Source organism: Pseudomonas sp. NFXW11 (genome assembly GCF_049887815.1).
Lineage (GTDB): Bacteria > Pseudomonadota > Gammaproteobacteria > Pseudomonadales > Pseudomonadaceae > Aquipseudomonas.
Genome location: NZ_JAGEKI010000008.1, coordinates 273408 through 291988 on the forward strand (window position 1 = coordinate 273408; position 18581 = coordinate 291988).

General features: G+C 61.1%; 21 protein-coding genes. 13 read left to right on the forward strand and 8 right to left on the reverse strand.

Annotated features, from left to right (window positions below):
• Positions 1-12 precede the first annotated feature (12 nt).
• The 3 genes from J4P02_RS15235 to J4P02_RS15245 form a co-directional block, all read right to left on the reverse strand.
• The gene (locus tag J4P02_RS15235; RefSeq protein WP_011063093.1) at positions 13-306 is read right to left on the reverse strand and encodes a co-chaperone GroES; all 294 of its coding nucleotides are present in this window, start codon (positions 304-306) and stop codon (positions 13-15) included.
• A gap of 251 nt (positions 307-557) precedes the next feature.
• Positions 558-1034: an FxsA family protein gene (locus J4P02_RS15240; RefSeq protein ID WP_426191601.1), complete on the reverse strand. Its 477-nt coding sequence runs from the start codon at positions 1032-1034 to the stop codon at positions 558-560.
• A gap of 66 nt (positions 1035-1100) precedes the next feature.
• A complete protein-coding gene (locus tag J4P02_RS15245; protein WP_426191603.1) occupies positions 1101-1832 on the reverse strand; it encodes a HugZ family protein in 732 nt (243 codons plus the stop codon).
• A gap of 165 nt (positions 1833-1997) precedes the next feature.
• On the opposite strand from J4P02_RS15245, the gene J4P02_RS15250 reads away from it, so the two are divergent.
• The gene (locus tag J4P02_RS15250) at positions 1998-2756 is read left to right on the forward strand and encodes an SDR family oxidoreductase (protein WP_426191606.1); all 759 of its coding nucleotides are present in this window, start codon (positions 1998-2000) and stop codon (positions 2754-2756) included.
• Positions 2757-2913: 157 nt separating this feature from the next.
• Here the strand turns inward: J4P02_RS15250 and apbC are convergent, their stop codons facing one another.
• A complete protein-coding gene (gene apbC / locus J4P02_RS15255; protein ID WP_426191609.1) occupies positions 2914-4008 on the reverse strand; it encodes an iron-sulfur cluster carrier protein ApbC in 1095 nt (364 codons plus the stop codon).
• A 163-nt stretch (positions 4009-4171) separates the two neighbouring features.
• Here apbC and metG point away from each other — a divergent pair, with 163 nt between their 5' ends.
• From metG to J4P02_RS15295, 8 genes are all read left to right on the forward strand, one after another.
• Entirely contained in the window at positions 4172-6217 is a 2046-nt protein-coding gene (metG, locus tag J4P02_RS15260; protein WP_426191611.1) for a methionine--tRNA ligase, read from the forward strand.
• Between the two features lie 131 nt (positions 6218-6348).
• Positions 6349-6930 carry an Rnf-Nqr domain containing protein gene (locus J4P02_RS15265; RefSeq protein ID WP_426191613.1) on the forward strand — a complete coding sequence of 194 codons (582 nt, stop codon included), beginning with the start codon at positions 6349-6351 and terminating at the stop codon, positions 6928-6930.
• Positions 6927-8132: an electron transport complex subunit RsxB gene (gene rsxB / locus J4P02_RS15270; RefSeq protein ID WP_426191615.1), complete on the forward strand. Its 1206-nt coding sequence runs from the start codon at positions 6927-6929 to the stop codon at positions 8130-8132. Before J4P02_RS15265 ends, rsxB begins: the two co-directional genes overlap by 4 nt.
• Positions 8119-9111 carry an RnfABCDGE type electron transport complex subunit D gene (locus J4P02_RS15275; protein WP_426191617.1) on the forward strand — a complete coding sequence of 331 codons (993 nt, stop codon included), beginning with the start codon at positions 8119-8121 and terminating at the stop codon, positions 9109-9111. Before rsxB ends, J4P02_RS15275 begins: the two co-directional genes overlap by 14 nt.
• The gene (locus J4P02_RS15280; protein ID WP_426191619.1) at positions 9108-9719 is read left to right on the forward strand and encodes an RnfABCDGE type electron transport complex subunit G; all 612 of its coding nucleotides are present in this window, start codon (positions 9108-9110) and stop codon (positions 9717-9719) included. Before J4P02_RS15275 ends, J4P02_RS15280 begins: the two co-directional genes overlap by 4 nt.
• The gene (locus J4P02_RS15285; RefSeq protein ID WP_426191621.1) at positions 9712-10308 is read left to right on the forward strand and encodes an Rnf-Nqr domain containing protein; all 597 of its coding nucleotides are present in this window, start codon (positions 9712-9714) and stop codon (positions 10306-10308) included. The genes J4P02_RS15280 and J4P02_RS15285 overlap by 8 nt, the downstream gene beginning before the upstream one ends.
• A gap of 7 nt (positions 10309-10315) precedes the next feature.
• A complete protein-coding gene (gene nth, locus J4P02_RS15290; protein WP_426191623.1) occupies positions 10316-10954 on the forward strand; it encodes an endonuclease III in 639 nt (212 codons plus the stop codon).
• Between the two features lie 107 nt (positions 10955-11061).
• Entirely contained in the window at positions 11062-11241 is a 180-nt protein-coding gene (locus J4P02_RS15295; RefSeq protein WP_426191625.1) for a PA3496 family putative envelope integrity protein, read from the forward strand.
• Positions 11242-11353: 112 nt separating this feature from the next.
• Here the strand turns inward: J4P02_RS15295 and J4P02_RS15300 are convergent, their stop codons facing one another.
• From J4P02_RS15300 to J4P02_RS15310, 3 genes are all read right to left on the reverse strand, one after another.
• The gene (locus J4P02_RS15300; RefSeq protein ID WP_426191627.1) at positions 11354-11980 is read right to left on the reverse strand and encodes a response regulator; all 627 of its coding nucleotides are present in this window, start codon (positions 11978-11980) and stop codon (positions 11354-11356) included.
• A gap of 385 nt (positions 11981-12365) precedes the next feature.
• On the reverse strand, positions 12366-13583 hold the full coding sequence (locus tag J4P02_RS15305; protein ID WP_426191629.1) for an argininosuccinate synthase: 1218 nt from the start codon (positions 13581-13583) through the stop codon (positions 12366-12368).
• Between the two features lie 129 nt (positions 13584-13712).
• The gene (locus tag J4P02_RS15310; protein ID WP_426191631.1) at positions 13713-14639 is read right to left on the reverse strand and encodes a flagellar protein MotY; all 927 of its coding nucleotides are present in this window, start codon (positions 14637-14639) and stop codon (positions 13713-13715) included.
• 156 nt (positions 14640-14795) lie between these two features.
• On the opposite strand from J4P02_RS15310, the gene pyrC reads away from it, so the two are divergent.
• Positions 14796-15842 (forward strand): dihydroorotase, encoded by a 1047-nt coding sequence (gene pyrC, locus J4P02_RS15315; RefSeq protein ID WP_426191633.1) that lies wholly within the window; start codon positions 14796-14798, stop codon positions 15840-15842.
• Positions 15839-16510: a ribonuclease T gene (rnt, locus tag J4P02_RS15320; protein WP_426191635.1), complete on the forward strand. Its 672-nt coding sequence runs from the start codon at positions 15839-15841 to the stop codon at positions 16508-16510. Before pyrC ends, rnt begins: the two co-directional genes overlap by 4 nt.
• 67 nt (positions 16511-16577) lie before the next feature.
• Here rnt and J4P02_RS15325 read toward each other — a convergent pair whose 3' ends face one another.
• Positions 16578-17180: a peroxiredoxin gene (locus tag J4P02_RS15325; RefSeq protein ID WP_007922432.1), complete on the reverse strand. Its 603-nt coding sequence runs from the start codon at positions 17178-17180 to the stop codon at positions 16578-16580.
• 324 nt (positions 17181-17504) lie between these two features.
• On the opposite strand from J4P02_RS15325, the gene J4P02_RS15330 reads away from it, so the two are divergent.
• Both J4P02_RS15330 and bfr read left to right on the forward strand, forming a co-directional pair.
• Positions 17505-17723: a bacterioferritin-associated ferredoxin gene (locus J4P02_RS15330; RefSeq protein ID WP_011063112.1), complete on the forward strand. Its 219-nt coding sequence runs from the start codon at positions 17505-17507 to the stop codon at positions 17721-17723.
• A 211-nt stretch (positions 17724-17934) separates the two neighbouring features.
• On the forward strand, positions 17935-18408 hold the full coding sequence (bfr, locus tag J4P02_RS15335; protein ID WP_025129649.1) for a bacterioferritin: 474 nt from the start codon (positions 17935-17937) through the stop codon (positions 18406-18408).
• The last annotated feature ends 173 nt before the right edge of the window (positions 18409-18581 follow it).

Here is an 18581-nt window from a genome sequence, read left to right on the forward strand (position 1 = left end):
ATACGCGGGGAATCAGCCTTCGATAACAGCGAGAATCTCGTTCTCGGCCATTACCAGCAGATCTTCGCCATCGACTTTCACGGTGTTGCTGCCGGAGTACGGGCCAAACACCACTTTGTCACCCACTTTCACGGCCAGCGCACGTACTTCACCGTTGTCCAGCACACGGCCGGTGCCTACAGCGACGATTTCGCCACGGTTAGGTTTTTCAGCGGCCGAACCAGGCAGAACGATACCGCCGGCAGTTTTCGATTCTTCTTCGCTGCGACGGATGACGACGCGGTCATGCAGAGGACGAAGCTTCATTGTCGATCTCTCCTAATTGTGGTTTTCAGCGGCCGGTGTCGATACCGGCGGGTTAACAAATCCGGCGTGGCCGGTTGCGGCTCGACGAGCGAGACGCGGAAGTCTGTCTGGTGTCAGCACCAGAAACCTTGCGGTGACCGTTACATAAGGGCGCATAAGGTTATTACAAGGGCTGCTCGATGAATTTTTTTACATTGCCCGTGCAGAAACGAACACGGCACCCGAAGGTGCCGTGTTTTACCGCGCAACGCTTATGAATCGCGGCGCTCGAACTCGCCTTCGATCACGGCGGATTCACGCCCCAGCGGCTGCTGTGGCGCAGAGCCACCGCGGGCGGCGCGCATGTCATCGGCAAAAGCGCGCTGGCGCAGGGCCTGCTCCTCGGCACGCTGGCGCATTTTATTGGCCAGCAGACGACGACTGATCGGCAGCAGCATCAGCAGGCCGAATACATCACTGATAAAACCCGGCAGGATCAGCAAGCCGCCACCCAGAGCCAGCATCAGGCCCTCGAGCATCTGCTGAGCGGGCAGTTCGCCGCGGTTGATACTTTCACGGGCACGCAGGGCGGTGGCCAAGCCGGCCACGCGCAGCACCAGCACGCCGAGCAGCGAACCCAGGATGATCAGCAGCAGGGCCGGGAAAAACCCGATGGCCGAGCTGACCTTGACGAAGACGAACAGCTCCAGCACCGGGAACAGGAGAAAGAGCAACAGAAAAGGGCGCATCAAATGGTTTCCTCTACGGAAGAATGCCTTCCAGTAGACCGTAAATGACGTCGCCAATTCGTGAATTCAAGCATCCGCGGGGGGATTTTTCGGCCATTGATCGGCCCGGGCCAGGAAAACCAGGGCTTCGCGCACTTGTGTCGGCGTGTTGCAAGGCGCCTGGAACGGCAGCCAGTACAGCGCCTGGCCAATGCGCAGGTGCATGCCTTCGGTGTCGATCCCGGCCATAAGCGCAGGTTCGCGATCCGGCAGCCCGGTGAGCGTCACGTAGTGGGCGATGGCCTTGGCATGATCGCTGTTCATGTGCTCGACCATGCTCAACTCAGCCTTGCCGGCGAAAGGGTTGGCCAGGGTCACTTGATCGACCCAATGGATCGCGCCGAAACCGCCGATGTAGCGATGGCGCACTGGCTTGAGCACCCAGAAATCGAAATCGTGGGCCTGATGGTAGTTCTGCGATTCAGGGAAGTAGCGGTAGTAGCGTTCGGCGGCGGCCTCGATCTGCTCTGCATCGGCCAGCTTCTCGGCTTCGGCCAAGTAGGTCAGGCGCCCCACGGCCTGCACATCATCGGCATCACGCTCGCCCACCAGCAGCGAACACTTGGGGTCCTTCTGCAAATTGTGGGTGTGCTGGGCAATGCGGCTGATCAGGATCAGCGGCCGGCCCTCGGCGTCCAGGCAGTAAGGCACCACGGAACCGAAGGGAAAACCGGGCATGGCCTTGGAGTGCGTCGACAACACGCCACGGTATTCCTTGAGCAGCAATTCTCGTGCATTCTTGGCAGCTTCAACGCTCACTTTATGACTCCTTTTGTAAATTCCGTCTAAAACGGACGGGCGCCTGGAGCATTGTTCCAGCTACGCCAACGGGGCAATTCTCTTCTGCAGCCAGGCCAGATCCGGCAGCCGGTCGAGGTTCCTCGCAAAGGACCCTTTTCAACGACCTGCTAGCGGGACATGCGAATGCAACTCACTGACAAAGTAATCATTATCACCGGCGGTTGCCAAGGTCTGGGCCGCTCCATGGCCGAGTATTTCGCCGCCAAGGGCGCGCGGCTGGCCCTGGTCGACCTGAACCAGGAAAAACTCGACCAGGCCGTCGCCGCGTGCAAGGCCCTGGGCGTCGAGGCCCGTGCCTACCTGTGCAATGTCGCCGATGAAGAACAGGTGACCCATATGGTGGCCCAGGTCGCCGACGACTTCGGCGCCATCCATGGCCTGATCAACAATGCCGGGATTCTGCGCGACGGCCTGTTGCTCAAGGTCAAGGACGGCCAGATGACCAAGATGAGCCTGGCCCAGTGGCAGACGGTGATCGATGTCAACCTGACCGGGGTGTTCCTCTGCACCCGGGAAGTGGCGGCGAAGATGGTGGAGTTGAACAACAGCGGCGCGATCATCAACATCTCGTCGATTTCCCGCGCCGGCAATATCGGCCAGACCAACTACTCGGCGGCCAAGGCCGGCGTGGCAGCGGCCACCGTGACCTGGGCCAAGGAACTGGCGCGCTACGGGATCCGCGTGGCGGGCATCGCCCCGGGCTTTATCGAAACCGAAATGACCCTGGGCATGAAGCCCGAAGCGCTGGAGAAGATGACCTCAGGCATCCCGCTCAAGCGCATGGGCAAGCCGCAAGAGATCGCCCACTCGGCGGCCTATATCTTCGAGAACGACTATTACACCGGCCGTATCCTGGAGATGGATGGCGGTTTGCGGCTCTGACCTGTAACACCCGCTGTATGTGGGGCAGGCTTGCGGACGACTTCGCCGGCAAGCGGAACGCCGCCCGGCCAGTTCCTACAGCAGCCAGCCCGATGCAAGCTGGCTCTCAGCCAGGCCTGCTCCCCGCAGGCCAGTAGCGGCGGGGAGCGTTCGGGCGTCAGTCGTCGCTGATGGTGATGTTGGGCATCGCCGGTGCGGCGGCTTCCTGCAGGACGATGCGCGCGCCCACATGGCGCGCCAGTTCCTGGTAGACCATGGCAATCTGGCTGTCCGGCTCGGCGATCGCCGTTGGCTTGCCGCCGTCGGCCTGCTCGCGAATCAGCATCGACAGCGGCAGCGAGGCCAACAGCTCGACGTCGTACTGGCTGGCCAGCTTCTCGCCGCCGCCTTCGCCGAACAGGTGCTCGGCATGGCCGCAGTTGGAGCAGATATGCACCGCCATGTTCTCCACCACGCCCAGCACCGGGATATTGACCTTGCGGAACATCTCCACGCCCTTGCGCGCATCCAGCAGGGCCAGGTCCTGCGGCGTGGTGACAATCACCGCACCGGCCACCGGCACCTTTTGCGCCAGGGTCAGCTGGATATCGCCGGTGCCCGGCGGCATGTCGATCACCAGGTAGTCGAGGTTGCCCCAGTCGGTCTGGGTCACCAGTTGCAACAGGGCGCCGGAAACCATCGGGCCGCGCCAGACCATCGGCGTGTTGTCGTCGGTGAGGAAGGCCATGGACATCACCTCCACGCCATGGGCCTGGAGCGGCACGAACCACTTCTGGTCCTTGATCTTCGGCCGGGTGCCTTCGGCGATGCCGAACATGATGCCCTGGCTCGGGCCATAGATATCGGCGTCGAGAATCCCCACCTTGGCGCCTTCGCGGGCCAGGGCCAGGGCCAGGTTGGCGGCGGTGGTGGACTTGCCCACCCCGCCCTTGCCGGAAGCCACGGCGACCACGTTCTTGACGTTGGCCAGGCCGGGAATCTGCGCCTGGGCCTTGTGCGCGGAAATCTGGGTTTCGATCTCGACCTTGGCCGAACTCACGCCATCCAGGCCCTCGATGGCCAGTTGCAGCATCTGCGCCCAGCCGCTCTTGAACAGGTCGGCGGCATAACCCAGCTGCAGCTGGACGGTCACGCGGTCGCCCTGGACTTCGATGGCCCGCACGCAGCCGGCGCTGACCGGGTCCTGGTTCAGATAAGGGTCGGTGTACTGGCGAAGAACGGCTTCCACCGCTGCGCGATTGACGGCGCTCATGGGCAACTCCGATAACAAGACAGGAAAATCAGCCGGCTATCCTACGCCGCCGGCTGGGTTGTGGCGAGGGAGCTTGCCCGCTTTCAGGGCACGTCGAAGGGTGAAAAATCCGCGCTGGCGTTTTATAGTGGCCGACCTTCGTTTCATCAAGTAGCCGAGCCCCATGTCCGAGCCACGCAAGATCCTCGTCACCAGCGCCCTGCCCTATGCCAATGGTTCCATCCACCTTGGCCACATGCTCGAGTACGTCCAGACCGACATGTGGGTGCGCTTCCAGAAGCACCGCGGCAACCAATGCATCTATGTCTGCGCCGACGACGCACACGGCTCGGCCATCATGTTGCGCGCGGAAAAGGAAGGCATCACCCCGGAACAGCTGATCGCCAATGTCCAGGCCGAGCACAGCGCCGACTTTGCCGACTTCCTGGTGGACTTCGACAACTTCCACTCGACCCACGCCGAAGAAAACCGTGAGTTGTCGAGCCAGATCTACCTCAAGCTGCGGGATGCCGGGCATATCGCCACGCGCTCCATCACCCAGTATTTCGACCCGGAAAAGAAAATGTTCCTGGCCGACCGCTTCATCAAGGGCACTTGCCCGAAATGCGGCACTGAGGACCAGTACGGCGACAACTGCGAGAAATGCGGCGCCACCTATGCCCCGACCGATCTGAAGGATCCGAAGTCGGCGATCTCCGGCGCCACCCCGGTGCTCAAGGAGTCCCAGCACTTCTTCTTCAAGCTGCCGGACTTCCAGCAGATGCTGCAAAGCTGGACCCGCAGCGGCACCCTGCAGGACGCCGTGGCCAACAAGATCGCCGAATGGCTGGACGCCGGCCTGCAGCAGTGGGACATCTCCCGCGATGCGCCGTACTTCGGCTTCGAGATCCCGGATGAGCCGGGCAAATACTTCTACGTGTGGCTGGATGCGCCGATCGGCTACATGGCCAGCTTCAAGAACCTCTGCGCCCGTCGTCCGGAGCTGGACTTCGATGCGTTCTGGGGCAAGGACTCCAGCGCCGAGCTGTACCACTTCATCGGCAAGGACATCGTCAACTTCCACGCCCTGTTCTGGCCCGCCATGCTGGAAGGTGCCGGCTACCGCAAGCCCACCGCCATCAACGTGCACGGCTACCTGACGGTCAACGGGCAGAAGATGTCCAAGTCCCGCGGTACCTTTATCAAGGCCCGCACCTACCTGGAGCACCTGGCGCCGGAATACCTGCGCTACTACTACGCCTCCAAGCTGGGCCGCGGCGTCGACGACCTCGACCTGAACCTCGAAGACTTCGTGCAGAAGGTCAACTCCGACCTGGTGGGCAAGGTGGTGAACATCGCCAGCCGTTGCGCCGGCTTCATCCACAAGGGCAACGCCGGGCTATTGGTGGCCCAAAACGCCGCGCCCGAGCTGACCGACGCTTTCCTGGCCGCCGCGCCAAGCATCGCCGACGCCTATGAAGCCCGTGATTTTGCCCGTGCCATGCGCGAAACCATGGCCCTGGCAGACCGCGCCAACGCCTGGATCGCCGACAAGGCGCCCTGGTCGCTGAACAAGCAGGAAGGTAAGCAGGATGAAGTCCAGGCCATCTGCGCCACCGGCATCAACCTGTTCCGCCAGCTGGTGATCTTCCTCAAGCCGGTGCTGCCGCTGCTGGCCGCCGACGCCGAGGCCTTCCTCAACGTTCCGGCGCTGACCTGGAACGACCACCAGCAGTTGCTGGCCAACCATCAGCTCAACGAATTCAAGCCGCTGATGACGCGGATCGACCCGGTAAAAGTACAAGCCATGACCGACGCCTCCAAAGAAGACCTGGCCGCCAGCCAGACCGATACCAGTGCCCCCCAGGGCAACGGCGAACTGGTCAAGGACCCACTGTCCGCGGAAATCGACTTCGATGCCTTCGCCGCCATCGACCTGCGCGTTGCCTTGATCGTCAAGGCCGAACATGTGGAAGGTGCGGACAAACTGCTGCGCCTGACCCTGGATATCGGTGATGAGCAGCGCAATGTGTTCTCCGGGATCAAGAGCGCCTACCCGGACCCGTCCAAGCTCGATGGTCGCCTGACCATGATGATCGCCAACCTCAAGCCGCGGAAAATGAAGTTCGGCATCTCCGAGGGCATGGTGATGGCGGCCGGCCCTGGCGGTGAAGAAATCTACCTGTTGAGCCCGGACAGCGGTGCCAAGCCCGGCCAGCGGATCAAGTAAGCTTCCCCGCAGGTCCTCCATCCCCCCGTCGCGCCCAGGCGCAACGGGGGGATTTGCATATCTGGCGCCCCTGCGCCTGCGGGGGAGTTTGCCTACGCTTGAGGAACCACCTGTGCGCACCGGCCTCGACCATGACTGACTTTCTGCTCGCCCTTGTCGGCACCGCCCTGATCAACAACTTCGTGTTGCAATGGCCGCTGGGCGCCGACTCGGTACTGCACACCCCGGCCAGCGTCACCCGGCCACAGATCCATGCCCTGGGCCTGGCCACCACGCTGTTGATGCTAGTCAGCAGCCTGCTGGGGCAGCTCCTCTATCTTGGCGTGCTGCAGCCCTGGCACCTGCAATCGCTGCAGTTGATGGTTTGGCTGCCTCTGGTTCTGCTGCTGATCGGGCCCTTGCTGAAACTGCTGGCCCGGGCCTTGCCGCAACTGCCCTTCGCTGGCCTCGGGCCCTTGCTGCTGGGCAACGCGGGAACGCTCGGCCTGTTGCTGATGGCCAGCCGCGACGCGCTCGATATGGCAACCCTGTGCGCCATGAGCCTGGGTGCCGGGTTGGGTTTCTGGCTGGTGCTGAGCCTATTTGGCGACCTGCGCCAGCGTATTTCCAACAACGATGTTCCCCTGCCCTGGCGTGGCCTGCCGATCGACCTGATCAGTGCCGGCCTGCTGGCAGTGGCGTTTCTCGGCTTCAACGGACTGAGCAAAACATGAGTCTGATTCAACGCATCGACGCCCTTCTGCCCCAGACCCAGTGCGGCAAGTGCGGTCATCCTGGATGCCAGCCCTACGCTCAGGGCATTGCCAATGGCGAGGCCATCAACAAGTGCCCGCCCGGCGGTGCGGAAACCATCGCCGCCCTGGCGCAACTGTTGCACTTGCCGGTGGTGGATCTGGACCGCAGTCGTGGCGAGGGCCCGGCCCAGGTCGCGCATATTCGCGAGGCCGAATGCATTGGCTGCACCAAGTGCATCCAGGCCTGCCCGGTGGACGCCATAGTCGGCGCGGCGAAATGGATGCACAGCGTGCTGGTGGATGAATGCACCGGCTGCGACCTGTGCGTGGCGCCTTGCCCGGTGGACTGCATCGATATGCTGCCGTTGACCGGGCCGGCAGCCGTGCCGATGGTCGGCGGCCTGGCCCACGACGCCGAACAGTTGCAGGCCCGCAGCAGCAGGCGCGACCAGGCGCGACGCCGCTTCGAACAACGCAACCAGCGCCTGCAACGGGATGAAGCCCGGCGCCTGGCCGAACGCCAGGCCCGCGCGCAGCGTGCCACGCCAGCCGCCGACAGCAGCGAGAATCCGATGCAGGCCGCCATTGAACGGGTGCGAGCACAGAAAGCCGCAGCGGCCGATGCCGCGTTGAAGAAAGCCAAGATCGAGCTGGCCATGAGTCGGGCGCAGTTGAACAAGTCGCTCAAGGCGTTCGGCCATCCACCGACCTTCGAGCAGCAGACGCAATTGATCGTGCTGCAACGCCAGTTCGAAGCTGCCGAACAGGCCCTGGCCCAGCTGGAACCCCAGGCACCTGTCGCTCCCGCCCCGGCGCCCAAGGACGCCCACCTCAAGCGGGCGAAAATCCTCCTGGCAACCCGTCGCGCCGAACTGAAAAAAGCTCAGGCGGCGCACGCCTCGAGCGCCGAACTGGCAACCTTGAGCGCCGCCCTGGCGGCCGCCGAACAAGCCCTGCACGCCGCCGAGGACGCCTGCGGCAAACCGGCACCGGTGCTGACCCGAATCGAAAAACGCCCGATCGATCCTCAGCTGCGACAACTCAAGACCGAGCTGGCCTATGCCCGTGCCGACCTGAACAAATTGCAGCGCCAGCCCGACAGCAGCGCCGAGCAATTGGCCCAGGCCCAGGCACGGCTGGACGAGGCCGAACGCCAGGTAGCGGCCCATGCTGCCGGTTGACAGCCTCGACCCGCGCCTGCGCCAGGCCATGCAGCGGGTGCTGCTGGCCACGTTGCCGGGGCTGCTGGTGCTGTTCTGGTTCTACGGCTGGGGGGTGCTGTTCAATCTGCTGCTGAGCGCCGCTGGCGCCCTGGCCATGGAAGCCTGGGTACTGTGCCTGCGCCGGCGCCCGGTGCTGCCCGCCCTTAGTGATGGCAGCGCCCTGGTCAGCGCCACATTGCTGGCCCTGGCACTGCCGCCCTACAGCCCTTGGTGGTTGCCGCTCTGCAGCGCCGCCAGCGCCATCCTGCTGGGCAAGCAGCTGTACGGCGGTGTCGGCCAGAACCCCTTCAACCCGGCCATGCTCGGCTATGCCCTGGCCTTGCTGTGCTTCCCGCAATCGATGAATCACTGGCCCGCACCGCAAGCCATGGATTTGCTCAGTGGCCTGCAACAGGTTCTGGGAATGGCCAGTGATCTGCGTCCGGATGCCTGGGCCCAGGCTACGGCGCTGGACAGCCTGCGGATCAACAAAAGCCTGACCCTCGACGAACTCTTTGCCAGCAACCCCGCCTTTGGCCACTTCGGCGGCCGCGCCAGCGAATGGGTCAACCTGGGGTTTCTCGCCGGGGGGCTGTTTCTGCTCCAGCAGCGGATTATCAGTTGGCAGGCGCCGTTGGGCATGCTTGGCAGCCTGTTTCTCATCAGTTTGCTGTGCTGGAACGGTACGGGCTCCGACTCCCATGGTTCGCCGCTGTTTCACCTGCTGAGCGGCGCCAGCATGCTCGGCGCCTTCTTTATCGTCACCGAGCCGGTTTCCGGGCCCCGGGGGGCGAAGGCCCGCTTGCTGTTCGGCATAGGCGTGGGATTGCTCACCTACCTGATCCGCGTCTGTGGCAGCTACCCCGACGGAGTGGCGTTCGCCGTGCTGCTAATGAACCTGGCGGTGCCGGCCCTGGAGCGGCTGTGCGCCGCCGCGCCCAAGGAGCACAGCGCATGAAGCAGCTTCGCGGCCCGGCCTTGCTGTTGCTGCTGGCCATCCTCGGTATTGGCGCCACTCTGTGGCTGCAACAGGCCACTGCGCCGCGCATCGAAGCCGAACAGCGAGCCTTGCAGGCCCACCGCTTGCTGGACCTGTTGCCAGCCGGCAGCTATGACAATCAGCCCCTCGACCAACCGCTGCCCGTGGCCGAGGTGCAACTCGGCAACAGCCGCCTGCTGGACGGCTACTTGGCCACCCGCGCCGGCCAGCCCAGCGCCGTGCTGTTGCGCAGCCAGGTCAACGGCTACGCCGGCCCTATCGAACTGCTGATCGCAATCGACAGCCATGGCCGCCTACTGGGCAGCAAGACCCTCAGCCAGGACGAGACCCCTGGCCTGGGCGCGCGTATTGGCGAACACCCCAACAGCTGGTTGCAGGGTTTTAGCGGAAAGTCGCGTAATGATCCGGGCGACAGCGCCTGGGCCCTGAAGAAGGACAACGGCCAGTTCGACCAGATCGCCGGCGCCACCATCACCTCACGCGCGGTGATCAGCGCCCTGCACGATGCCCTGCGCTATTTCGACGAACACCGCCCGCAACTGCTGCCGGGGGAACCCCATGAATAAGCCTCTGGCCTTGCCCGGCCTGCTGATGCTGGCCCCGCTGATCGGCACCACAGATACCTGGGTCAAGGCCCTGGGCATGGCCCTGGCATCCTTGCTGTTGAGCAGCACCTTCGCTGCCGGCATGCACCTGCTGCGGCCCCACCTGCCAAGCCGCCTGCAAGGTCTGGCCAGTGCCCTGCTGGCTGCCGGCCTGGGCAGTTGCCTATGGCTGGCCGGGAAAGCCTGGAGCTATGAACTGCACCAGCAATTGAGCCTGTACCTGGGCCTGCTGGCCCTGCAATGCGTGATCCTGGAGCAGGCAGGTTTCTTCCAGCACCCTGGCCGCTGGCGCCTGGCTGCAGGGTTCTACAGTGCCTTGATGGTGCTGGGGGCCTTGCGTGAATTGCTGGGTAGCGGCGCCCTGGGCAGCCATCTGGGCTGGCTCGCTGGCCTGTCCGATGAGAGCACGGGCTGGGTCGTGTTACCTGACGGAGGATTGCACCTGCTGACCCTGGCCCCCGGGGGCTTTATCCTGCTGGGCCTGCTGCTGGCCGCACAGCGCGCCTGGGCCGGCTCTTCGCTTCTCAACCGACCGCCTTCGAGGAAATGAACCACCCATGAACGCTGCCAAACGCCTGGAAATATTTCGCCGGCTGCACGAAGACAACCCCGAGCCAAAAACCGAACTGGCCTACTCCTCGCCGTTCGAGTTGCTGATCGCGGTGATCCTCTCGGCGCAATCGACCGATGTCGGGGTCAACAAGGCGACGGCAAAGCTCTTCCCTGTGGCCAATACACCTGCGGCCATCCATGCCCTGGGCGTCGAAGGCCTGTCGGAATACATCAAGACCATCGGCCTGTACAACAGCAAGGCCAAGAACGTCATCGAAACCTGCCGCCTGCTGGTGGAGCGGCACAACAGCCAAGTGCCAGAAACCCGCGAAGAACTGGAGGCCCTGCCCGGAGTCGGGCGCAAGACCGCCAACGTGGTGCTCAACACCGCCTTCCGGCAACTGACCATGGCCGTGGACACCCATATCTTCCGGGTCAGCAACCGCACCGGGCTGGCCCCGGGCAAGAACGTGGTGGAAGTGGAAAAGAAGCTGCTCAAGTTCGTGCCCAAGGAGTTCCTGCTGGACTCCCATCACTGGCTGATCCTGCATGGCCGCTATGTGTGCCTGGCCCGCAAGCCCCGTTGTGGCAGTTGCCGAATCGAGGATCTGTGCGAGTACAAGCAAAAGACTTCCGACGATTGACAGAGCATTGACTTTGCCAATGAGTCGATTGAAAAAATCTTTTTTACCCGCCAGGAGAATATCGATATAAGGAGCGCCAATGGCAGTCCTAGCCTGGAGTTGACCTTATGAGCACTGGCAAAGAACAACTGGACGTAGAAGACGATTTCGTAGCGGCAGAAGCCGAAGAGGCCGAACCTGTAGTCGAAGTGGCGAAGACCAATCTGAGCAAGCGCCGCACCATCGACAATCTCCTGGAAGAGCGGCGTTTGCAGAAGCAACTGGCCGATTACGACTTTGATCTCTAATGGCAAAAGAACCTCCAAGCGGAGGTTTTTTTGTATCTCCACTCCTGCCAATCATGGCCGGTCAGCCTCCTTGCCTGACCGGCTCTAGCAATACCTCGTTGCGGCTAGCCCGTCATGCCAATTGATGGCGCTGGGCAAACTCGATCAGGTCGACCAGTGAACGGGCATTGAGTTTGGCCAGCAAGCGGCGCTTGTAGGTGCTGACCGTCTTGTTGCTCAAACACAGGCCCTCGGCGATTTCCTTGTTACTCATGCCGTTGGTGAGTTGTTTCAAGACGATCAACTCGCGCCCGGAAAGAAGTTCGATCATTTCTTCCTCGCTACTGATGCCCTGGCTTGAACGAAAGGTATGCAGTGCCTCGTTGGGGAAATAGCTGTACCCCGCCAAGACGGCTCGCACCGCGCTGATCAGCTCCGTGATGTCCTGTTGCTTGCACACATAGCCGGCGGCACCGGCCTGCATGCAGCGCATGGAAAAGGGTCCGGGTACTTGCAGGGTCAGCACCAGAACCTTGATCGGCATGCCCTTGGACATCAGCCGCGTTATAACTTCGAACCCGTCAAGCTGCGGGATACCGATATCCAGAATCAAGATATCGGGAACATATTCAAGAGCCAACTTCAGTGCATCCGTGCCGTTGTCCGTTTCTGCTACTACTTCGAAACCATGACGCTCCATCAACATACGCACGGCCAGACGAATAACAGGATGATCATCCACGATCAGTACTCTTTTCATAGGTCCATCCAAGTCCTGAGAGTTATTTTTAGAGCCAGCACAATACCCCAGAGAATTGACTCTGGCATCGCTCCACAAGGGGCTACGACCTAACGAGGACGATCCTTACAAACAATACCGAATTGCCTTACAAAATAATTTGGATAAAGGCTATACCACTGAAAATGCGCTTAGGAATAATCGCCAAACCAGCTACTATTTGTACTAATCAAGCCTTCTTGAAGCACCAGCTTGAGTAGCATTTACTACTCCTGGCGTTAAATAACATCCAACTATCGAGCAACTGTCGCAGCCCGCCGACAAACCGGAGAAAACAACTCCCGAAGGTTTTCAGGAATAAAAAAACCCCGCACTTGGCGGGGCTTTGTTGATCACACTCGGGTCATCAGACCAGCTTGCGACCCTTGTTCGCGGCAATCCGCATGCGCAGGGCATTGAGCTTGATGAAACCTGCTGCGTCCGCCTGGTTGTAAGCACCACCGTCTTCTTCGAAGGTGGCGATGTTGGCGTCGAACAGCGAATCATCGGACTTGCGACCGGTGACGATCACATTGCCCTTGTACAGCTTCAGGCGAACCACACCGTTCACATTGACCTGGGACGCGTCGATCATCTGTTGCAGCATCAGGCGCTCAGGGCTCCACCAGTAGCCGGTGTAGATCAGGCTGGCGTACTTGGGCATCAGCTCGTCTTTGAGGTGAGCCACTTCGCGGTCCAGGGTGATGGACTCGATGGCGCGGTGAGCACGCAGCATGATGGTGCCGCCAGGCGTCTCGTAGCAACCGCGGGACTTCATGCCCACATAGCGGTTCTCGACGATGTCCAGACGCCCGATGCCATGCTGGCCACCGATGCGGTTCAGGGTCGCCAGCACGGTGGCCGGGGTCATTTCCACGCCATCAATGGCGACGATGTCACCGTTGCGGTAGGTCAGTTCCAGGTACTGCGGGGCGTCGGGAGCCTTCTCCGGGGAGACGGTCCAGCGCCACATGTCTTCTTCGTGCTCGGTCCAGGTGTCTTCCAGCACGCCGCCTTCATAGGAGATGTGCAGCAGGTTGGCGTCCATCGAGTACGGCGACTTCTTCTTGCCGTGACGCTCGATCGGGATCCCGTGCTTCTCGGCGTAGTCCATCAGCTTCTCGCGGGACAGCAGGTCCCACTCGCGCCAAGGGGCGATCACTTTCACGCCTGGCTTGAGGGCATAGGCACCCAGCTCGAAACGCACCTGGTCGTTGCCCTTGCCGGTAGCGCCATGGGAAATGGCGTCGGCGCCGGTTTCATTGGCGATTTCGATCAAGCGCTTGGCGATCAACGGACGAGCGATGGAAGTACCCAGCAGGTACTCGCCTTCGTAGACGGTGTTGGCGCGGAACATCGGGAAGACGAAATCACGCACGAATTCTTCGCGCAGATCGTCGATGTAGATCTCTTTGACGCCCATGGCTTGCGCCTTGGCGCGGGCCGGCTCGACCTCTTCGCCTTGGCCCAGGTCAGCAGTGAAAGTCACTACTTCACAGTTGTAAGTATCCTGCAGCCACTTGAGGATCACCGAAGTGTCCAGGCCGCCCGAATACGCCAGAACGACCTTGTTAACGTCCGCCATGCCATCACTCCACGGGGTTGTACGGAAAGGCGGCAATTCTACCGATCCACGAGGATAATTTACAGAGGCGCGACAGCTTATGACGACCAAGCGACAGATTATGTCGAGCGAGCGACGACGACAGCCGTATCAGGAAGTCGCCGCAGCCTTGGGTGCAGCGGCTGCCTGAGGTGCCGGCGCTGGTGCTGCTGCTGGCTTTTCAGTAGGCGCGACCCGCTCCAGATGCACATTGACCCGACGATTCTTCGCCCGGTTGGCAGCATTGGTGTTGGGGGCCAGGGGATAGCGCTCGCCATGGAAGCGCACCACGATCTGGTTTTCCGCCAGGCCATTGGCCTTGAAGAACTCCATCACGGCCAAGGCCCGACGGCGCGACAGATCGCGATTGGTCAGGCGGTTGCCACTGTTGTCCGAGTGGCCATCAAGCTCGACATGATTGACCGTGGGATCGGCCTTGATGAAGTCCACCATCACCTGCAGCTTGGCCTTGGCCCGGGCATCCAGATCGATACCGCCGCCCGGGAAACCTATCTCGGCCTGCTTGACCTGCTCGTAGTTCATTGGCAGCAGCTTGGCCATGCAGCCTTGATAGTCACTGTAGGCCTTGCTGAATTTAACCGGCAGCAGGCGCACTTCGGACACCCCGCCCTCACGGGAAAAGTGCCGCACCACCGGGCTGCGCCCTTCCAGCAAGCCGGTGATCAGGCGACCGGCCTGCATCTGGTTGCTGTTGAACAGCACCCCATCGCTACCGGCCTTGACCGCGCCGAGGTTGATATCGCCGCGCCCAGGTTGCCAGGGGGCAGCGGCTGCAAGCAGGGTCGCCGAGCCACCCGCCTGCATCGGGTTGAAACTCTTGAGACGGAAGATCGCCTGCTCACCCGCGCGACGCACGAATTCGCCGGAACCGAAATCGGTCACGGGCTGGATCAGACGGCACTCGAACTTGTCGCCTTCGACCGTCCACTCAATGCTCTCCAGACGAGTCTGGAAAGTGAGAGCCATCGCGGGCAGGCTGGCAAACACACTGAGCAGGGCTAGATAACGCTGGCGCACGGGAGGCTCCACTGACGTGTACAACAGGAAAATCGACAGGCGTAAATACGCCATACCTTCGGGATATCGGTTGCTTGCGGCAAAACTTGATAGCGAGTGCCTGGAAGAGTCTTTTCCGGTAGCATTCCCCAGAGTTTTACCCGCCTGGAACCTCCCATGTCCGACCGCCTGACCCTGCTGCGTCCCGACGACTGGCATATTCATCTTCGCGATGGTGCCGTGTTGCCCAATACAGTCGCGGATGTCGCGCGCACCTTTGGCCGCGCCATCATCATGCCCAACCTGGTACCTCCGGTGCGCAATGCCGAGCAAGCCGACGCCTATCGCCAGCGTATTCTAGCTGCGCGTCCGGCCGGCAGCCGCTTCGAGCCGCTGATGGTGCTCTACCTCACCGACCTCACCCAGCCGGATGAAATCCGCGCGGCCAAGGCCTGCGGCTTCGTCCATGCCGCCAAGCTCTACCCCGCCGGTGCGACCACCAACTCGGATTCGGGCGTGACCAGCATCGACAAGATTTTCCCGGTGCTCGAAGCCATGGCCGAAGTCGGCCTGCCGTTGCTGATCCATGGTGAAGTGACCCGTGGCGACATCGACGTCTTCGACCGCGAGAAAATCTTTATCGACGAACACATGCGGCGAGTGGTCGAGCGCTTCCCCACGCTGAAAGTGGTGTTCGAGCACATCACCACCGGCGATGCGGTGCAGTTCGTCAACGAGGCCCCGGCCAACGTCGGCGCCACCATCACCGCCCACCACCTGCTGTACAACCGCAACCACATGCTGGTGGGCGGCATTCGCCCGCACTTCTATTGCCTGCCGATCCTCAAGCGCAACACCCATCAGGAAGCCCTGCTGGATGCGGCCACCAGCGGCAGCGCGAAGTTCTTCCTCGGCACCGACTCGGCTCCCCACGCCCAGCATGCCAAGGAAGCCGCTTGCGGCTGCGCCGGTTGCTACACCGCCTATGCCGCGATCGAGCTGTATGCCGAAGCGTTCGAACAGCGCAACGCACTGGATCAGCTGGAAGCTTTCGCCAGCCTCAATGGCCCGCGTTTCTATGGCCTGCCGGCCAACACCGACCGCATCACCCTGGTGCGTGAAGAATGGACTGCCCCTGCCAGCCTGCCGTTCGGCGAGCTGACTGTCATCCCGCTGCGCGCCGGTGAAAAACTGCGCTGGCGCCTGCTTGAGGAACACTCGTGAGTGACGATCATTTCGACGACGAACAAGAAGGCAACAGCGGTGGCTCTCGCCACCCGATGGCCGCACGCTTCCGCGGTTATCTGCCGGTTGTCGTCGACGTAGAAACCGGCGGTTTCAACTCGGCCACCGATGCACTGCTGGAAATTGCCGCCACCACCATCGGCATGGACGAAAAGGGCTTTGTGTTCCCCGAGCACACCTACTTCTTCCGGGTCGAGCCTTTCGAAGGCGCGAACATCGAGCCGGCAGCCCTGGAGTTCACCGGGATCAAGCTGGACCACCCGCTGCGCATGGCCGTCAGCGAGGAAACCGCCCTCACGGATATTTTCCGTGGGGTACGCAAGGCCCTGAAGGCCAATGGTTGCAAGCGCGCGATCCTGGTGGGCCACAACAGCAGCTTCGACCTGGGCTTCCTCAATGCCGCTGTGGCGCGGCTGGACATGAAGCGCAACCCGTTCCACCCATTCTCCAGCTTCGACACCGCTACCCTGGCGGGCCTGGCTTACGGCCAGACCGTATTGGCCAAGGCCTGTCAGAGTGCGGACATCGACTTCGACGGACGCGAAGCCCACTCGGCCCGCTACGACACCGAGAAGACCGCCGAGCTGTTCTGCGGCATCGTCAACCGCTGGAAGCAAATGGGCGGCTGGCAGGACTTCGACGACTGATCCCGGCGTTTACTGCCCCATAAAAAACCGGCCATGAGGCCGGTTTTTTTATGCGTGACGCCAAGGCTTACAGCTTGCCGGCGTTCTCGCTCAGGTAAGCAGCAACGCCTTCTGGCGAAGCGGTCATGCCCTTGTCGCCTTTTTTCCAGTTGGCCGGGCAGACTTCGCCGTGCTCTTCGTGGAATTGCAGAGCGTCGACCAGGCGGATCAGCTCTTCCATGTTGCGGCCCAGTGGCAGGTCGTTGACGATCTGCGAACGCACGACGCCCTTGTCGTCGATCAGGAACGCGCCACGGAAAGCCACGCCGCCTTCGGACTCAACGTCGTAGGCCTTGGCGATGTCGTGCTTCATGTCGGCTGCCATGATGTATTGAACCTGACCGATGCCGCCGGCATTGATCGGGGTGTTGCGCCAGGCGTTGTGGGTGAAGTGCGAGTCGATCGACACGGCGATCACTTCCACGTTGCGCGCCTTGAAATCAGCCATGCGGTGATCCAGAGCGATCAGCTCGGACGGGCATACGAAGGTGAAGTCCAGCGGGTAGAAGAACACCAGGCCGTATTTGCCTTTGATGGCCGAGGACAGGGTGAAGCTGTCGACGATTTCGCCATTGCCGAGAACGGCCGGTACGGTGAAGTCAGGGGCTTGTTTGCCTACGAGTACGCTCATTGGATATCTCCTGGTGTGGACGTAGTAATAGAAGAAGGGAATGGGCCGCGAGCTTGTCACGCGAATGCGACAGCCCTGTGACCCGATCCCGCTTCGCAAGGACCGCCCATCATACACGGCGTTTTTTAACTGTCCCCAATGGTTTTTCGCCAGGCCGGCCTGCGACACAGAAAATACGACTGGCAAGTCATCCGCGAAGGTAAAAACCGTTCGTCACCCCATTCAAAAAGGCTCACCCAGGCGGCCGAAACCACTTTGACAATCATTCTCGTTAACATTAAGATCCTTCGCAATTGAGCCCTAACCAGCGACGGTTCTCATCTTATGTATGTCTGCCTCTGCACCGGTGTCACCGACGGACAAATTCGCGAAGCCATCTACGAAGGTTGCTGCAGCTACCGTGAAGTGCGCCAGGCCACCGGCGTTGCCAGCCAATGCGGCAAATGCGCCTGCCTGGCCAAGCAAGTGGTTCGCGAAACCCTGACCGAGTTGCAGAGCAGCCAGGCCGCCATTCCCTATCCTGTGGAATTTAATGTCGCCTGATTTTTCGCACACATAACCCTGATTCAAACAACCGGACCTAGCGTCCGGTTTTTTTATGCCGATAATTCAATTGCTTAGGGTCAAAACGCGGAACACAAACATTCTTATTCCGATTAATTTTCATTTATTATTCAATAACTTAGGTTTGACAGTAATCTTTATGCGGCTCAGACTCTGCCCATGTTTCACTAAATAAGGGCAGGACCCCATCATGAAAGGCGACATTACAGTCATCCAGCATCTCAATAAAATCCTTGCCAATGAACTGGTCGCGATCAATCAGTACTTCCTGCATGCACGCATGTATGAAGATTGGGGCCTGAACAAGCTGGGCAAGCACGAGTATCACGAGTCCATCGACGAGATGAAGCATGCGGACAAGCTGATCAAGCGCATCCTCTTCCTCGAAGGCCTGCCGAACGTTCAAGACCTGGGCAAGCTGCACATTGGCGAACACACCAAGGAAATGCTCGAATGCGACCTGCGCATCGAGCGCACCGGCCACGCCGACCTCAAGGCCGCCATCGCCCATTGCGAATCGGTGAGCGACTTCGGCAGCCGTGAACTGCTGGAAGATATCCTTGAATCCGAAGAAGAACATATCGACTGGCTGGAAACCCAATTGGGCCTGATCGATAAAGTGGGTATCGAGAACTACCTGCAATCGCAAATGGGTGACGAGTAACTTAACTCGCCGCACAAATGAAAAAGCCCCGCCTCTCTATATGAGGGCGGGGCTTTTTTATGGTTCTTCACGGAATCCCGGGAAACTCAGAAACAAAAACGCCGATTTGATAGATGATGTTCGTGCGAGCAAACAGATCTAAAAAACCGGCGTTCTTATGCGTGATATTAATA

Excerpts from the sequence above, each read along its gene's own strand:
- J4P02_RS15235 (WP_011063093.1), bottom strand. The coding sequence starts at position 306 with ATGAAGCTTCGTCCTCTGCATGACCGCGTCGTCATCCGTCGCAGCGAA.
- J4P02_RS15240 (WP_426191601.1), bottom strand. The coding sequence starts at position 1,034 with ATGCGCCCTTTTCTGTTGCTCTTTCTCCTGTTCCCGGTGCTGGAGCTG.
- J4P02_RS15250 (WP_426191606.1), top strand. The coding sequence starts at position 1,998 with ATGCAACTCACTGACAAAGTAATCATTATCACCGGCGGTTGCCAAGGT.
- apbC (WP_426191609.1), bottom strand. The coding sequence starts at position 4,008 with ATGAGCGCCGTCAATCGCGCAGCGGTGGAAGCCGTTCTTCGCCAGTAC.
- metG (WP_426191611.1), top strand. The coding sequence starts at position 4,172 with ATGTCCGAGCCACGCAAGATCCTCGTCACCAGCGCCCTGCCCTATGCC.
- J4P02_RS15265 (WP_426191613.1), top strand. The coding sequence starts at position 6,349 with ATGACTGACTTTCTGCTCGCCCTTGTCGGCACCGCCCTGATCAACAAC.
- rsxB (WP_426191615.1), top strand. The coding sequence starts at position 6,927 with ATGAGTCTGATTCAACGCATCGACGCCCTTCTGCCCCAGACCCAGTGC.
- J4P02_RS15275 (WP_426191617.1), top strand. The coding sequence starts at position 8,119 with ATGCTGCCGGTTGACAGCCTCGACCCGCGCCTGCGCCAGGCCATGCAG.
- J4P02_RS15280 (WP_426191619.1), top strand. The coding sequence starts at position 9,108 with ATGAAGCAGCTTCGCGGCCCGGCCTTGCTGTTGCTGCTGGCCATCCTC.
- J4P02_RS15285 (WP_426191621.1), top strand. The coding sequence starts at position 9,712 with ATGAATAAGCCTCTGGCCTTGCCCGGCCTGCTGATGCTGGCCCCGCTG.
- nth (WP_426191623.1), top strand. The coding sequence starts at position 10,316 with ATGAACGCTGCCAAACGCCTGGAAATATTTCGCCGGCTGCACGAAGAC.
- J4P02_RS15295 (WP_426191625.1), top strand. The coding sequence starts at position 11,062 with ATGAGCACTGGCAAAGAACAACTGGACGTAGAAGACGATTTCGTAGCG.
- J4P02_RS15300 (WP_426191627.1), bottom strand. The coding sequence starts at position 11,980 with ATGAAAAGAGTACTGATCGTGGATGATCATCCTGTTATTCGTCTGGCC.
- J4P02_RS15305 (WP_426191629.1), bottom strand. The coding sequence starts at position 13,583 with ATGGCGGACGTTAACAAGGTCGTTCTGGCGTATTCGGGCGGCCTGGAC.
- pyrC (WP_426191633.1), top strand. The coding sequence starts at position 14,796 with ATGTCCGACCGCCTGACCCTGCTGCGTCCCGACGACTGGCATATTCAT.
- J4P02_RS15325 (WP_007922432.1), bottom strand. The coding sequence starts at position 17,180 with ATGAGCGTACTCGTAGGCAAACAAGCCCCTGACTTCACCGTACCGGCC.
- J4P02_RS15330 (WP_011063112.1), top strand. The coding sequence starts at position 17,505 with ATGTATGTCTGCCTCTGCACCGGTGTCACCGACGGACAAATTCGCGAA.
- bfr (WP_025129649.1), top strand. The coding sequence starts at position 17,935 with ATGAAAGGCGACATTACAGTCATCCAGCATCTCAATAAAATCCTTGCC.